Source organism: Cytobacillus sp. IB215316, from assembly GCF_033963865.1.
Taxonomy (GTDB): Bacteria; Bacillota; Bacilli; order Bacillales; family SM2101; genus Nanhaiella; species Nanhaiella sioensis.
In genome coordinates this window covers 154,459-169,390 of record NZ_JAXBMC010000007.1, presented here as the reverse complement: position 1 = coordinate 169,390, position 14,932 = coordinate 154,459, and the positions used below count along the sequence as shown (strand labels likewise).

The window sequence follows — 14,932 nt, the reverse complement described above, 5'->3', positions numbered from 1 at the left end:
ACTCATCTATGACTATTGTGAGGTAAATACTATGACGATCGTTAGACTTGGATATGTTGCAATGAGCATGGAACTGGCAAATTCCTCTCCATCAAAAACAATGACCTTCTCACAATTTCAGAAAATACAGGATCGAGAGGCAGCATTGCATAAATTGGAACAAATATCACAGTTAAATTTAAACAACACTTTCAAACATTTAAAACACAATGTCGCATCTGATGTTCATTTTTATCGTTTCACATCACGGCTAATTCCATTAGCAACCCACGAAGAGCTTGTTGATTGGAATTTTTTACAGCCATTAAAATTGTTACTGCGTGATATTGGAAATTTTGTCAACAAGCATCAAATGAGGATCGACTTTCACCCTGATCATTTTGTCATCATAAATTCTCCCAAAAAACACGTCTTACAAAATTCATTAAAAACTTTAAAGCTTCACTTTATTCTACTAAAGGCAATGGGAATTGATATAACTCACCGTTGTGTCATGCATGTTGGAGGTAACTATAAGGAAACGGAAAAATCACTTGAACGATTTGTAGATAATTGGATGGTTGTACCAAGAGCAATTCAAAAAATGATCATGCTTGAAAATGATGATACTTCATTTACAGTTGACGATACACTATATTTATGTGAAAAACTAAATATTCCACTCGTCTTCGATTATCACCATCACCTCGCACACCATCAGCAAGAAAGTTGGCAAATGAACTGGCAACGTATTGTTAATACTTGGGAAACATCACCACTCCCAATTAAAATGCATATTTCAAGTCCGAAAAGCGAAACAGCTTTTAGGCATCATGCAGATTATATTGACCTATCAATGTTCATGCGTTTTTTGAATGAGATAAAAGGTAGCATTCCGCAAATTGATTGTATGATTGAAGCGAAAAGAAAGGACGAAGCATTGTTTACAATTATGGAACAGTTAAAGATGGTAGAACAAATTGAAATAATTGATGGTTCTACATTTTACATGAAATAACAGCGCTCTTTCTTACAGTTTGTTGTTTTTCTTGCTTAAATTTGAATTAGGTATCTTGATGATATAAATCTTTATAATCATTAGAGAAGAAAAGATTACTCAAAACGTTAGCAATATGCGTATTGGAATCTTATTATGAAAAGCAGCAAATAATTGTAAAAACAGCCAATAACAAATAGCTACAGCATTAGACCTACTATATGTGATGATAGAGGTCTATTTTTTTACTTACAACGATTGAACAGAGCCTAGATACTTTAGAAAAGAAAACTAACTTTACTATAAATACATTATGTTAACAAGATGCTAACTATCTTCATTTTACACATAATACAAAGACGAGTGGTGATCGTTTTGTATGTATTTCGTCGTATATACTTCATTTATAAATCAAATTTTAAAATAAAAACTCATATAAAACTGTTTTCACTTTGAGTATATTATCGTACTTTGAACAACTAGCTTTTATTGCAACATAGGTGAAAAAATTGAAACAATGTGTAATACAGTCTCCAAACTAGCCTAGTGCATATTGAGACAGCTTTTCGGTCATGATAAGTATGGTAGGAGTTTGGTTTGTTTGGAGGTATATTTATGCTTAACAATGATTATGAAATTAAATTAATTTATGAAGCAAATGATGCAGAAATAGACGAGAGAAATAAAAGAGTTATTGAAAGTAAGAAACAAGTGCCTTTTAAATCTAGAAAGAACAAGCGTCGACAAGTTTAAGGCAGCTTGCTTTCAAGAAAAATAATTTGACTCAGATGGAGGATGAAACATCTGAGTTCGTTTTTACTATCTATTAAGGATCTAATAAGGAATATGTTGTTAATTGTAGTTCTTAAAAAAATAAAAAAATAATGTTATAAGGGCGTGGAGTATAGTGGAAAATGATTGTCTCATTATTGGAGGAGGAATAGCAGGACTTCAAGCAGCAATCCAACTAGGTAGATATAATCATCGTATTACAGTCATTGACAATAACCAAGGGAGGTCTTCAATATGCCGGTGTTACCATAATATATTGGGCTGGCCTCATGGTGTAAGTGGAGAGAAGCTTCGTCAATTAGGTAAAGAGCATGCGATAGGCTTAGGAGTTTGTTTTATCAAAGACAAAATAGTAGATGTAAGGAAGCAGGATGAGCTATTTGTGTTAATCGGTGAAAAGGGGGACTCATATAAAGCAAAAAGAGTGTTGTTTGCAACAGGTATTGTTGAACGGTTCCCCAACATTCCTAAACTTGTACCATGTTTAGGGTTAACGGTTTATGTGTGTCCGGATTGTGATGGATACGAAGTGACTAATAAAAAGGTTATAGTTATAGGTTCGGGAAATGTTGGAGCATCTCTTGCGATAACACTTACATACTGGTCGGAAAATATTGTCTATGTAAACCATGGCAAAGAAACTATCAAACAATCACTATTGAACGAGCTAAGTGAACATCATATCACATTAGCTAATGAAAGTATTACGGAGATTATAGTACAAGGGGAAGGTCAGTTTTCAGGAGTTCAATTTGGTAACGGAGAAATCATTATGGCTGATCGAGGCTTTATTGGATTTGGAGGCAATAAAGTGAACAGTGACTTAGCATACAAGCTAGGAGTAGAACGAATGGAGAATCATCATATTGTCACAAATCATCGCACAAAAGAAACAAGTGTTAAAAATATATGGGCTGCAGGTGACATCACTATACATTCTGAACAAGTAACGCTAGCGATGGGGGAGGGTGCCCAAGCAGCTATTTGGATCCATAAACGTATTCTTGAAGAAAGGTGAATTTGATCTTATTAAAACATTATTTAATATAAGTTACTATACTCCGAACAAATGTTATTTTAGCCTCTTATATGACAAAATGATTGTTGAAGCGATTGGATGATATTATAACTTGGTGATCATCCCGAGTTAATTCAACAATAACTTCCTCATCTTATTAATTCTCATTTATATAATAAAGACTCATGATATTCATTATTAACTATCCTCATATGTCACAAAACTTCTCTGGAGCTAAAAAAGTTAGGAATCATACACAAATATACAAAATTACCTGATATCTACCAATCTAAAACCACTTATTTTTGTACCGTATATGTTGAATAATAAATAAATTTTTTTCAGTTAGAAAAAAGTGAATCTTTCTTACATATGATGTGTAAAGAGGAAAAGTTGCTATTCTAACTCTAAAAAAATTAACTAGGGATTTATCAACGGATACTGATTTTGAAACTCCAAGGGTGAAAAGCTAAGACTTATATACGTAACAAAAGTTGCATACTTGGTTATTCCTTAATAGGTAAATCACAATCATTGTAAAAGGCTCTTTTCGTAAACAATGTTATTATTTTTACTAAAAATGGACAGTATGTTGAGTTTTATGAGAGCTCAATTCATGTAATCTTAGAAAAAATGCCAAAAATGCAGCTTAGGTGCTTGTGCCTAAAAACGAAAAGCACTAATCGATGGGAAAACAACATTGCAATAAACAGCCTTTGTTAATGAAAGGAGGTTATAGTTTGGAGGAAACTCATTTAATTAAACCTGTATTAGACAAAGAGTACCCTATTATTAGTCATGGTAAAGGTATTTACTTGTACGATACTAAAGGAAAAAAATATTTAGATGGATCATCTGGTGCGATTACTGCAAGTATTGGTCATGGGGTTCAAGAAATTATAGACGTGATGGCAGATCAAGCGAAAAAAGTTTCCTTTGTTTATCGTTCGCAATTTACAAATGAACCTGCCGAACAACTAGCTAAAAAAATGAGTGAGCTAACATCAAGTGATTTTCATTGGTCGTTTTTTGTAAATAGTGGTTCAGAAGCAACCGAAACAGCAATGAAAATAGCCATTCAATATTGGCAGGAGCGCAATATGAAAGGAAAAAATAAAATACTATCTAGATGGATGAGTTACCACGGCATAACCATAGGCGCATTATCTATGTCTGGTCACTTAAAACGGAGGGCTCGATTTATTTCTTTACTTGACGATTTACCTATTATTCCACCTCCCTATTGTTATCGTTGTCCATATCATTCAACATACCCTTCGTGCGAGTTAATGTGTGCGACAGAGCTTGAACGAGTGATAAAACGTATTGGCGCCGAGAACATAGCAGCCTTTATTGCAGAACCGATTATTGGAGCTGCTGCTGGTGCACTTATTCCACCTGCGAATTATTATCAAACGATTAAAGATATTTGTGAAAGAAATAATATTTTATTTATCGCAGATGAAGTAATGACAGGTTTAGGGCGTACTGGAAAAATGTTTGCAATTAACCATTGGAATGTTGAACCTGACATTATCACCTTAGGGAAAGGATTGAGTGGGGGCTATACACCAATAGCATCGACGTTAGTAAGCGATCATGTTATGCAACCATTTATTAAAGGATCAAAAACAATCATGAGCGGCCATACGTTTAGTGCGAATCCACAATCAGCAGCAGTAGCATTAGCAGTAATTAACTATGTAGAAAAACATAATTTAGTAGTATCAGCTGAAAAAAAGGGATATAGCTTGATGGAGAAATTGGATAAACTACGTCAAAACAACCCAATTATCGGTGATGTTAGGGGGAAAGGTCTGTTAATTGGTGTTGAGTTTGTTTCGGACATATTTAGTAAACTACCATTTAAAGAAGAGGTAAATGTAACAGATATTGTTGTGCACAAAGCTCAGGAGAGAGGTTTGCTTGTTTATCCAGCCAACGCTGGAACTGAAGGGGTTGGTGGTGATGCTGTATTAATAGCTCCTCCTTTGACTATTTCTAATGAAGAAATTGATGAACTAGTTAACCTTTTTGAAATATCATTACAAGAAGTGCAAAAAGAATTGCAAATTATAGGGATGTAAGATTCCTAGTATTGAGAGGTGAAATAGTGGTGTCTCGTATCGAGAACTCATTTAAAAAAATTATTACCGCATATGATGCTGTAAAACAAATAACAGATAATAGCACGCTAATGTTCGGTGGTTTCGGAGGAGTTGGTAGTCCCCCAACGTTAATTGATGAAATTTTATCGAAAAGACCAAAAAATTTGACCTTAATTGGTAATGATGCTGGATTTCCGGAAATAGGTATTGGGAAAATTGTGTGCGAAGGATTAGCTAGTAAACTAATTGCATCACATATAGGATCAAATCCAGTTGCAGGAAAGTTAATGTCAGACGATAACTTAACAGTTGAGTTTTCACCACAAGGAACTTTAGTTGAAAGAATCAGAGCTGGTGGAGTCGGTCTTGGAGGGATATTAGTAGATATCGGTATAGATAATGAAACTGTTAACCATGAAAAAGAAAGAATAACAGTTGATGGAAAAGAATATTTACTAGAATCGCCATTAACTGCAGATGTGGCTATTATATATGCTAAAAAAAGTGACTCGTTCGGGAATCTAATTTACGACAAAACGGCTCAAAATACCAACCCTCTCGTCGCAATGGCAGGAAATTATACCATTGCCGAAGTTGAAGAAATTGTACCGTTAGGTCATATTCACCCTGAAGAAATTGTGACACCTGGGATTTTCGTCAATAGCATTGTTCAAAGTAAAGGAGTGAATTGGTCATGGGTATGGGAATAGATGTACGTAATCGAATAGCTAATAGAGCTGCTGAAGAAATAAAGAATGGGATGATTGTGAATTTAGGAATTGGGATACCATCATTAGTTCCAAATCACCTTCGACAAGATATTCATGTCATGTTTCATGCAGAAAACGGAGTGCTTGGAATTGGTCCAAGCCCAAAAAAAGGAAATGAAGATGAGAATCTTTGCAATGCAGCAGGATATCCAGTCACGGTTGTAAACGGTGCTTCTTATTGCGACAGCGCTATTGCATTTGGAATGATTAGACGTGGATATGTAGATTTAACGATTTTAGGTTCGTTACAAGTGAGTCAAAAAGGAGATTTGGCCAATTGGATTATACCAGGTAAAAAGGTACCAGGTATGGGCGGGGCGATGGAGCTAGCACAAAAAGCACAAAAAGTTATTGTCGTAATGAGTCATGCAGATAAAATGGGACAACCAAAAATACTTGAAAAATGCTCGTTACCGCTTACTTCAAAAAGCTGTGTTCACATGATCATTACAGATATGGCGGTGATCCATGTAACGAAAGATGGTTTGTTATTATCCGAGTTAATGGCACCGTTCTCAGTTCAAGATGTTATTGATAAAACAGATGCCTTGCTACATGTAAGTGACAATCTACAAGTAATTCCATAATTGACAAGAAAGGAGCGTCTAACAAATGCATCATCACAAAGAGCGCATTCATGAATGGATTAGTAATAATCAAACGAAAGCGACACAGTTGTTACAAAAAGTAGTTCAAGAGGAAAGTACTCAAGGAAATGAAGGGTCAGCTCAAGCTGTAATTATTGAAAAATGTCGGGAATTAGGTTTACAGATCGATATATGGGAACCTTCTATAAGTGAATTAACGACTAGTGCATATTTTGTATCAACACGGAAGAACTTCATTAATAGCCCTAACGTTGTTGCTGTATTGAAGGGAAGCGGTGGTGGTCGATCGATTATTTTGAACGGACATATAGATGTTGTTCCAGAAGGTGATCATAATCAGTGGGATATTGACCCTTACAGTGGGGAAGTAAAAAATGGCCGATTATATGGTCGAGGGTCTACTGATATGAAAGGTGGAAATATTGCATTATTATTAGCCATAGATGCCATTAAGGGATTAGGTATTAAATTAAAAGGGGATGTGATCTTTCAAAGTGTCATTGAAGAAGAGAGTGGCGGTGCTGGAACATTAGCTACATTATTAAGAGGGTATAAAGCAGATGCAGCAATTATTCCAGAACCTACAAATATGAAAATATTTCCTAAACAACAAGGATCTATGTGGTTTAGATTAATGGTAAAAGGCAGAGCCGCTCATGGGGGTACTAGGTATGAAGGTGTTAGTGCGATTGAAAAAAGCATGTCTGTTGTTACCCATATTGAACAACTTGAAAAAAAACGCAACGAAAATATAGATGATCCTCTATATGCAAATATCCCAATCCCAATCCCAATAAATATCGGTAAAATCTCAGGAGGAACTTGGCCATCCTCAGTAGCTGATACGGTGATTATAGAAGGAAGAATGGGTGTTGCACCGAATGAATCATTACAAGCAGCACAAGCCGAAATGAAAAATTGGCTAACAACCCTATCTTTACAAGATAGCTGGTTTGAACATAACCCAGTTGATTTGGAATGGTTTGGTGCTAGGTGGGTACCTGGAACGCTTAACTTAGACCATGAGTTAATCAATGTATTAAGCTCTAAATATCGTTTAATTATGAATGAACAGGCTATAGTAGAAGCTTCACCTTGGGGAACTGATGGTGGGCTGCTTTCACAAGTTGGCGATATACCAACAGTTGTGTTTGGCCCAGGGGTTACAGAGGTTGCTCACTATCCAAACGAGTTTGTTGAATTAGACAAAATATTTCAAACAGCTGAGATTATCGCTCTGACAGTTTTGGAATGGTGTGGTGTGATTGAAGAAAATATTGAGTAGTTATAGTAGCAAATAGGGGGGAGTATGATGAAAAAACACCTGCTTATTAACGGAGATTGGGTAAAAGCGAGCGAATATAGAGATCTATATGCCCCATACAACGGTGATAAGTTAGCTGAGGTAGCGTTTGCAAATGAACGAGAAATAAATCTCGCAATTGATGCAGCTGATCATGCGACTAAGTCAATGGCGCAGCTAACAGCTTTTCAACGTGCACAAATTTTGATGAAACTAGCTGAATTATTAAAGGGTCGCCGTCATGAATGTGCTACGATTATCGCTAAAGAATCAGCAAAGCCTATTAAGGCAGCTATTGTTGAAGTTGACAGGACGATAATGACATATACATTTGCAGCTGAAGAGGCAAAACGGATTAATGGAGAAACAGTACCAATGGATGCCGCTCCAGGGGGAGAGAATCGAATTGCTTATACGTTGCGTCAACCACTTGGCATTATTGCTGCTATTACCCCTTTTAACTTCCCAATGAATTTAGTAGCTCATAAAATCGGTCCAGCAATTGCAGCTGGAAATACAATTATATTAAAGCCGGCTAGCCAAACACCACTCTCTTCTATCTACTTAGGTGAGCTATTAATGGAATGTGGGCTACCACCAGGTGCACTCAATATAGTGACTGGAAGTGGGGCAAAAATCGGAGAAAAATTAGTGACCGACAATAGAATTAAAGCGATTACTTTTACTGGAAGCCCACAGATAGGAAAAAAAATAAAAAACCAAGCTGGTTTAAAGCGGGTGACTTTGGAGCTTGGCTCGAACTCCGCATTATTAATCGATAAGAACGTTAATTCAACTGACTTCATAGGGAGATGTGTTAATGGCTCTTTCTCCTTTGCTGGTCAGGTATGTATTTCATTACAACGGATTTATATTCATGAAGAAATATATGATCAATTTGTTACGAGTTTTCTAGAAGAAACAAAGAAGTTAAAAATTGGAAATCCATTAGATCATACTACTGACATCTCTTCATTAATTTCCGAGCAAGATGTTGAGCGCTCTCTTAAATGGATTAACGAAGCGGTTGTTGCTGGGGCTCAGCTAGTGATTGGTGGCCAGAGAAGAGCTAATAATATGTTAGAACCGACTGTATTGCTTAATGTTCCTTCAACTGAAAAAGTTTCTTGTCAGGAAGTCTTTGCACCTGTTGTTATGATTAATAAAATTTCTTCAATGGAAGAAGGGATAATAGAAGTAAATGAATCTAAGTATGGCTTGCAAGCAGGGATTTTTACGAATGATCTTCAACTAGCCCTTAAGGCAGCTGATCAACTGGAGGTTGGAGGAGTTATGATAAACGACATCCCAACGTTTCGTGTAGACCATATGCCTTATGGTGGTGTTAAAGAGAGTGGAATCGGGAAAGAAGGAATAAAGTATGCAATTGATGAAATGTTAGAAACAAAATTGGTATGCTTTAGAAAAATATAAACTTTTTTTACAGTCACCCTCAAAGGACTAGAAGGCATTGTTGAAAATTAGCTTTTCACACCCTCTACGGAAGCATCCAAAAAACTAACAAATATACTACAATTCATAAAAAATGTGCTAAAAAATTAGGCTTTTCAATAAAATAAATCTTCTATTGTTGAATATGATAAGCATAACAAAAAGAAGATTGGTGGGTTACGAATGGTCAGTCGAGGTCAGCAACTTGAAGTAATAGGTGCTTGGTTACAAGTAGCAGGTACAGTTATTGCTGCGATTGGCCAATCTGAACAAATTCCAGAGGAAGCTGGAATAGCCGAGGAGTTAATTAGTATAGGAAATGGCTTAGAAGCAGTGGGGAATTCATTACAGGCTGTAGGGAGAGAACAAGACTTACCAGCAAGTGGAGCTGAAGAGGCTGAGACGTTATTGATCATTGGTAGCTGGCTGCAAGCAGGCGGGAATGTAACAAATGTAGTAGGTAATGAGATAGATATATTAGGTGAAGAAGAGGAAGGTTTTCAGGTCTACTTGCTTGGTAATATAGTACAATCAATAGGAGCTGCGTTTGAAGCAATAGGAGCTAGTATGGAGGAGTCAGAGTACCAAAGCTTTGGTGTTATTGGCAATGGGCTTCAGACACTTGGAACTGCATTAGATGCTATAGGGATTGTTTACATTTTACAAGGGCAAGAGGACTTAGGTGAACAAATTGCTAGAGTTGGGAGCTGGCTACAAGTAATTGGAGCCTCATTAGCGGCTATAGGGCTGACGAAAGAAACACAGCTCTTAAATGATAATTAACGGTGTTTTTCGTAAGCTTTGTAATGTTGATTTTGTTAAAAAATCACATATCCCAGTGTGTGCTAATGAATCGGTCATAAAAACGCGAGATATATGATCTACGTATAAAGTTAGCACAAAGCATCAACAGGCTATTTTCGATTTTGAAACATCAAGAAAATAAAGTTGACGTGTTACTCAAAAGTCATCACTTTAGTAGAAGAAAAGATGCCACGTAATTTAGCTGTATTCGTGTTTATTTGCTAGCTCGAAAAACATGAAAATAGCCTTTATATAAAAAAATCTGACAAACAACGTCAGACTTTGTATGTGGTAGAATGAAGTCTTTAAGAATTTGTTGGAGGAGAATGGCTGTGCTCATTTTGAAAATGTTCTGCCATTTTTATGAATCGCTGCTCGTCTTCGATTAATCCACAGCTTGCGCATTGAAGCTTTCTTGCTGGCCCGTTATATTGCAGATGAAACGGCTCGAGGTTGTTCAGCTCTTCTACTTCTCCATTCTCTAAGTTAATTTTAACAGGCGTAACAACTTGATCTATCATATTGAAACGGCTTCTAGCTTGACATGATGGACAGCTATAGCTTGGCATATATGAAACCTCCTATTGTTTGTTATTGACGTATAGTTTTTTCCCCATCTTAACCAGTTCTTTTACCATCGTCCCACCTATTTGACCACCAATTTTACCTGCATCAGTAGATGTTATGTGACCATTGTAATCATGAGATAGGGGTATATTTTTGTCTTTTGCTATTTCATATTTAAGACTGTTAGCATCATTTGTCAATGTTCGATAACCTTGCTGTTCCATTACTTTAAGTTAAAATGTGTAACGGCCTCCCTAGCTTCAGGAACGAGGAGCTTTTTCCGGGAACGTGACATATTTTATCCCTCCTTATGGTATATATTGACCACAAATGTAAAACTCATTCAGTAAAATATTAATTTTTTCTCTAGCTATAAAAATTTAAATCTTTTCAGTACGGACTTTGCTGTTCCGACGATGTTCAAAATAGTTTAAACTCTAGTTTACAACAATAACAACAAAAATTTGTCGAAAAAGAGCCTATTGGTAAACAGTATGCTACAACAATAAATGGTGAAAAAAACTGGTAAATTTGTTACCATTTATTATAAAGGGGGAAGAAGCTTTGGCTGTTAAAAAGTACTTCGATCATATTCAACTAAAGGAAAAGACTTTTACTGCAGAAGTAACATTAGATTATTTCAATAAACGACTAAAAATTGATGACTACCGAGGAGATGTTGGGTCATTACTTGTAGTCATCAATGAATTAATACAAACACATTCTTTTACCAAAGGAATTGTAAAGGTGAGAAATGAGCATTTACATATTTTTTTGCAGCATGGTTTTATGTTAGAGGCAGTTTTTCAAAAAATGTTTAATGGTAGTGATGCGTATTGTATGTGTAAGTATTATGACGATTCTCGATATACAAGTAATAATTGGATAGAAGAAGATAAAATACTTACAGCAGTTCAAAAACTAGAGGATAGTGATCTTCGACCGCAACTACCAGACGGTTATATAGTGAGAAAAGCAACTCATGCTGATGCTAATCACTTAGCAAAGCTTTATGCCACTGTCTTCGAAATATATCCTACGCCATTAAACGATCCGAATTACATAACTAAGATCATAAATAACGGAACAATTTTCTTCGTGGTTGAGCATCAAGCTGAAATCGTGAGCGCAGCCTCTGCAGAAATCAATCAAGAGTACAATAATGCAGAATTAACTGACTGCGCAACTTTGACACAGCATCGTAAATTTGGTTTGATGAAAATCCTCCTATTACAATTAGAACAGGAACTAATAAATCACAATATTTATTGTGCTTATTCAATCGCTCGTGCACTTTCATACGGTATGAATGCTGTGCTAAAGCAATTAGGCTACTCGTATACAGGAAGGCTTAAAAATAATTGTTATATATTTGATAAGCTTGAAGATATGAATGTGTGGGTGAAAGATTTATCAAGTAATTAACGATATTAATAATGCCAATATTCTGGCACTTATTGCCGATATTTAAGCATCATTTTAGAAGGGGGCTACCATTTGTTTATCGAACAGGTAAACACAGAGGAAATGGTTAAAGCAATATTAGGAAGTATAGATGAAGCAATTCATGTAGTAGACAATAATGGAGTGACCATTTTCTATAATAATATAGCAGCCAAGCATGACGGAGTGTCGATAGAGGAAGTTTTAGGGAAACACTTACTTCATGCATTCCCATCACTGACAGAAAAAACAAGTACTTTGTTGAAGGTCATAGCATCAAAAAAACCTATTTTTCATTTACCGCAAACGTATAAAAACATTCGGGGGGAGTTAATCGATACAGTCAACACAACGATACCGATTATTGTAAATGATAACATAGTTGGAGCGGTAGAAATCGCTAAAGATTATTCGAAAATGAAATTACTTTCACAGAAGCTCATGGATCTACAGTCTAAGCTGAATATTACTACAAAAAAACCTAAGAAGATAAATGGGGCAAAATACACGTTTGGAGATATTTTAACTGTAAATAAAGCTGTTGAGCATGTGAAGGAGCAGGCAAAAAAAATAGCTAAGAACGCTTCTACAGTACTCGTATACGGAGAGACTGGTAGCGGAAAGGAATTGCTTGTACATGCTATTCACAATGAGTCTATACGTAAATCAGGGGCTTTTATCGTGCAAAACTGTGCAGCTTTACCAGAAAATTTACTAGAGGGCTTGTTATTTGGAACTGTAAAAGGAAGCTACACAGGTGCTGTTGATCGTCCTGGTTTATTCGAAATCGCACATGGAGGTACGCTTTTCTTAGATGAAATAAACTCAATGCCTCTAGAACTTCAAGCTAAACTTTTACGTGTACTAGAGGATGGCCTAGTTAGACGAGTAGGGAGTGAGTTTGCATATCAAGTAGATGTGAGGGTTATCGTAGCATTGAATGAAACTCCTGCTAATTGTTTAAAAAACAACCAACTTAGACCTGACTTGTATTATCGCTTAAACGTCTTATCTCTAGAAATACCTCCCTTGAGAGCAAGGAAAGATGATATAACATTTCTGCTTAAGTATTTTGTAGCTAGTTATAATCAATCTTCTGTAATGGGGGCAATACATATAAACGAAGAGGTTTATGAATATATTAACAATTATTCATGGCCCGGGAACATAAGGGAATTAAAGCATACCGTTGAGTATGCGATGACCTTACTTGACGGAAAAGAATTAACATTAGAGCATCTTCCACATAACATCATTTCCAGTGTGAAAAAAAACAATGAAGTGCTAATTGAACGACATCAGACAATTAAGCCGCTAAGAGAAGTGCTAAGCCAAACTGAAAAAACGATGATTGAATCAGCAATACAAACAGCCCAAGGTAATATTCAACAAGCAGCGAAGATGCTACAAATCCCTAGACAAACACTTCAATATAAAATGAAAAAGTTTAACCTTTAGGATAACTGCCAAAATATTGGCAGTTTTTTGTTTGTCGTAGCTAAAAAAGCAGAAAATACTACATCGAATTATTATGAATTTTTCTCTCCTATCCGTTGCATATGAAGTAATATGAAACGTATTGTTTGCACGTCTTCATACTATCGTTACGATACTACTAGTATTCATTGGCATGAAAGTTGCAAGGTAAATGTAAAAATGTGAAAAGAGGAGATTGTAAATGTTTGATTTATATAAACCTTCTAGACATTGGAAAGATATAGAATTATGGAAGGATACATCTGAGGAGGAATGGAACGACTGGATTTGGCAGCTTACGAATACCATTCGAACGTTAGATGATTTAAGGAAGGTTATTAACCTAACCCCTGAAGAAGAAGAAGGAGTTAGAATATCGACGAAAACTATTCCGTTAAATATAACACCATATTATGCTTCATTAATGAATCCTGATGATCCACGTTGTCCTATAAGAATGCAATCTGTTCCAGTTGCAAACGAAATCTATAAAACACAATACGATCTAGAAGACCCATTGTATGAAGATGAAGATTCTCCTGTGCCAGGCTTAACACACCGGTATCCTGACCGCGTATTGTTTCTCGTAACAAATCAATGCTCAATGTATTGTAGATATTGCACGAGACGTCGTTTCTCAGGTCAAATTGGTATGGGCGTACCGAAAAAACAGCTCGATGCTGCAATTGCATATATTAGGGATACAAAAGAAGTTCGTGATGTTTTAATATCTGGAGGAGACGGACTTTTAATCAATGACAATATTTTAGAATATATTCTAAAAAACTTAAGAGACATCCCACATGTAGAAATTATCCGTATAGGAACAAGGGCTCCTGTCGTGTTTCCACAAAGGATTACTGAAAACTTGTGCAATATTTTAAAAAAATACCATCCAATTTGGTTAAATACTCATTTTAATACATCAATAGAGATTACAGAAGAATCAAAAAGAGCATGTGAAATGCTTGCAAATGCTGGTGTTCCTTTAGGGAATCAATCTGTAATTTTAGCTGGTATCAATGATAGTGTTCCGATTATGAAGAAGCTCATGCATGATTTAGTTAAAATACGTGTGCGTCCTTACTATATTTATCAGTGTGATCTCTCAGAAGGAATAAGCCATTTTAGGGCACCTGTTTCAAAAGGTATAGAAATTATAGAAGGATTACGAGGGCACACATCAGGATATGCGGTACCGACTTTCGTAGTTGATGCACCTGGTGGAGGAGGTAAAATTGCTGTTCAACCTAATTATTTGATCTCCCAAAGTGCAGACAAAGTTGTGTTACGTAATTTTGAAGGTGTTATTACGACATACCCTGAGCCAGAAAACTATGTAGCGGGTAGAGCCGATGGGTATTTTAAAGAAATTTATCCGTCTATGGATGAGAAGAAATCATCAATTGGGATAGCGGGTTTAATGAATGAGGAACAATTTAACCTTATTCCTGAAGGGGTATCAAGACTAAACCGACGTCAAGACTATGACCAAAACCCTGATCATAGTTCATTAAAAGATAAAAGAGAAAAACGAGATGTATTAAAAGAAAAAAAATATCAATCACAAATACAAAAATTAGAAAAAAATAACGAATCAACAAAAGAGGCTTGA

General features: G+C 35.9%; 14 protein-coding genes. 12 read left to right on the top strand and 2 right to left on the bottom strand.

The features are described from left to right. The first annotated feature begins 31 nt into the window (after nucleotides 1-31). From uvsE to SLH48_RS13310, 9 genes are all read left to right on the top strand, one after another. On the top strand, nucleotides 32-997 hold the full coding sequence (uvsE, locus tag SLH48_RS13350) for a UV DNA damage repair endonuclease UvsE (protein ID WP_320258593.1): 966 nt from the start codon (nucleotides 32-34) through the stop codon (nucleotides 995-997). A gap of 594 nt (nucleotides 998-1,591) precedes the next feature. Then, a complete protein-coding gene (locus tag SLH48_RS13345; protein ID WP_214484260.1) occupies nucleotides 1,592-1,729 on the top strand; it encodes a hypothetical protein in 138 nt (45 codons plus the stop codon). A gap of 154 nt (nucleotides 1,730-1,883) precedes the next feature. Then, a complete protein-coding gene (locus SLH48_RS13340) occupies nucleotides 1,884-2,786 on the top strand; it encodes an NAD(P)/FAD-dependent oxidoreductase (protein WP_320258592.1) in 903 nt (300 codons plus the stop codon). A 740-nt stretch (nucleotides 2,787-3,526) separates the two neighbouring features. Then, on the top strand, nucleotides 3,527-4,873 hold the full coding sequence (locus SLH48_RS13335; RefSeq protein WP_320258591.1) for an aspartate aminotransferase family protein: 1,347 nt from the start codon (nucleotides 3,527-3,529) through the stop codon (nucleotides 4,871-4,873). Nucleotides 4,874-4,902: 29 nt separating this feature from the next. Continuing rightward, nucleotides 4,903-5,604: a CoA transferase subunit A gene (locus tag SLH48_RS13330; protein ID WP_320258590.1), complete on the top strand. Its 702-nt coding sequence runs from the start codon at nucleotides 4,903-4,905 to the stop codon at nucleotides 5,602-5,604. Next, nucleotides 5,589-6,251, top strand: a complete 663-nt coding sequence (locus SLH48_RS13325; RefSeq protein ID WP_320258589.1) for a 3-oxoacid CoA-transferase subunit B — start codon at nucleotides 5,589-5,591, stop codon at nucleotides 6,249-6,251. Before SLH48_RS13330 ends, SLH48_RS13325 begins: the two co-directional genes overlap by 16 nt. Before the next feature lie 25 nt (nucleotides 6,252-6,276). After that, nucleotides 6,277-7,557 carry a peptidase gene (locus SLH48_RS13320; RefSeq protein ID WP_320258588.1) on the top strand — a complete coding sequence of 427 codons (1,281 nt, stop codon included), beginning with the start codon at nucleotides 6,277-6,279 and terminating at the stop codon, nucleotides 7,555-7,557. Between the two features lie 27 nt (nucleotides 7,558-7,584). Next, entirely contained in the window at nucleotides 7,585-9,009 is a 1,425-nt protein-coding gene (locus SLH48_RS13315; protein ID WP_320258587.1) for an aldehyde dehydrogenase family protein, read from the top strand. Between the two features lie 201 nt (nucleotides 9,010-9,210). After that, nucleotides 9,211-9,810 carry a DUF6944 family repetitive protein gene (locus SLH48_RS13310; protein ID WP_214484267.1) on the top strand — a complete coding sequence of 200 codons (600 nt, stop codon included), beginning with the start codon at nucleotides 9,211-9,213 and terminating at the stop codon, nucleotides 9,808-9,810. A gap of 326 nt (nucleotides 9,811-10,136) precedes the next feature. On the opposite strand, the gene SLH48_RS13305 is transcribed toward SLH48_RS13310, so the two are convergent. After that, a complete protein-coding gene (locus tag SLH48_RS13305) occupies nucleotides 10,137-10,400 on the bottom strand; it encodes a DNA alkylation repair protein (protein WP_214484268.1) in 264 nt (87 codons plus the stop codon). A gap of 12 nt (nucleotides 10,401-10,412) precedes the next feature. After that, nucleotides 10,413-10,622 (bottom strand): alpha/beta-type small acid-soluble spore protein, encoded by a 210-nt coding sequence (locus tag SLH48_RS13300; RefSeq protein ID WP_320258586.1) that lies wholly within the window; start codon nucleotides 10,620-10,622, stop codon nucleotides 10,413-10,415. Nucleotides 10,623-10,962: 340 nt separating this feature from the next. Between SLH48_RS13300 and ablB the strand changes: the two genes are divergently transcribed. From ablB to ablA, 3 genes are all read left to right on the top strand, one after another. After that, entirely contained in the window at nucleotides 10,963-11,823 is an 861-nt protein-coding gene (ablB, locus tag SLH48_RS13295; protein WP_320258585.1) for a putative beta-lysine N-acetyltransferase, read from the top strand. Nucleotides 11,824-11,901: 78 nt separating this feature from the next. Further along, nucleotides 11,902-13,299 (top strand): sigma-54 interaction domain-containing protein, encoded by a 1,398-nt coding sequence (locus SLH48_RS13290; RefSeq protein ID WP_320258614.1) that lies wholly within the window; start codon nucleotides 11,902-11,904, stop codon nucleotides 13,297-13,299. A gap of 220 nt (nucleotides 13,300-13,519) precedes the next feature. Next, complete coding sequence (gene ablA, locus SLH48_RS13285) at nucleotides 13,520-14,932, top strand: lysine 2,3-aminomutase (RefSeq protein ID WP_320258584.1); 1,413 nt, start codon at nucleotides 13,520-13,522, stop codon at nucleotides 14,930-14,932.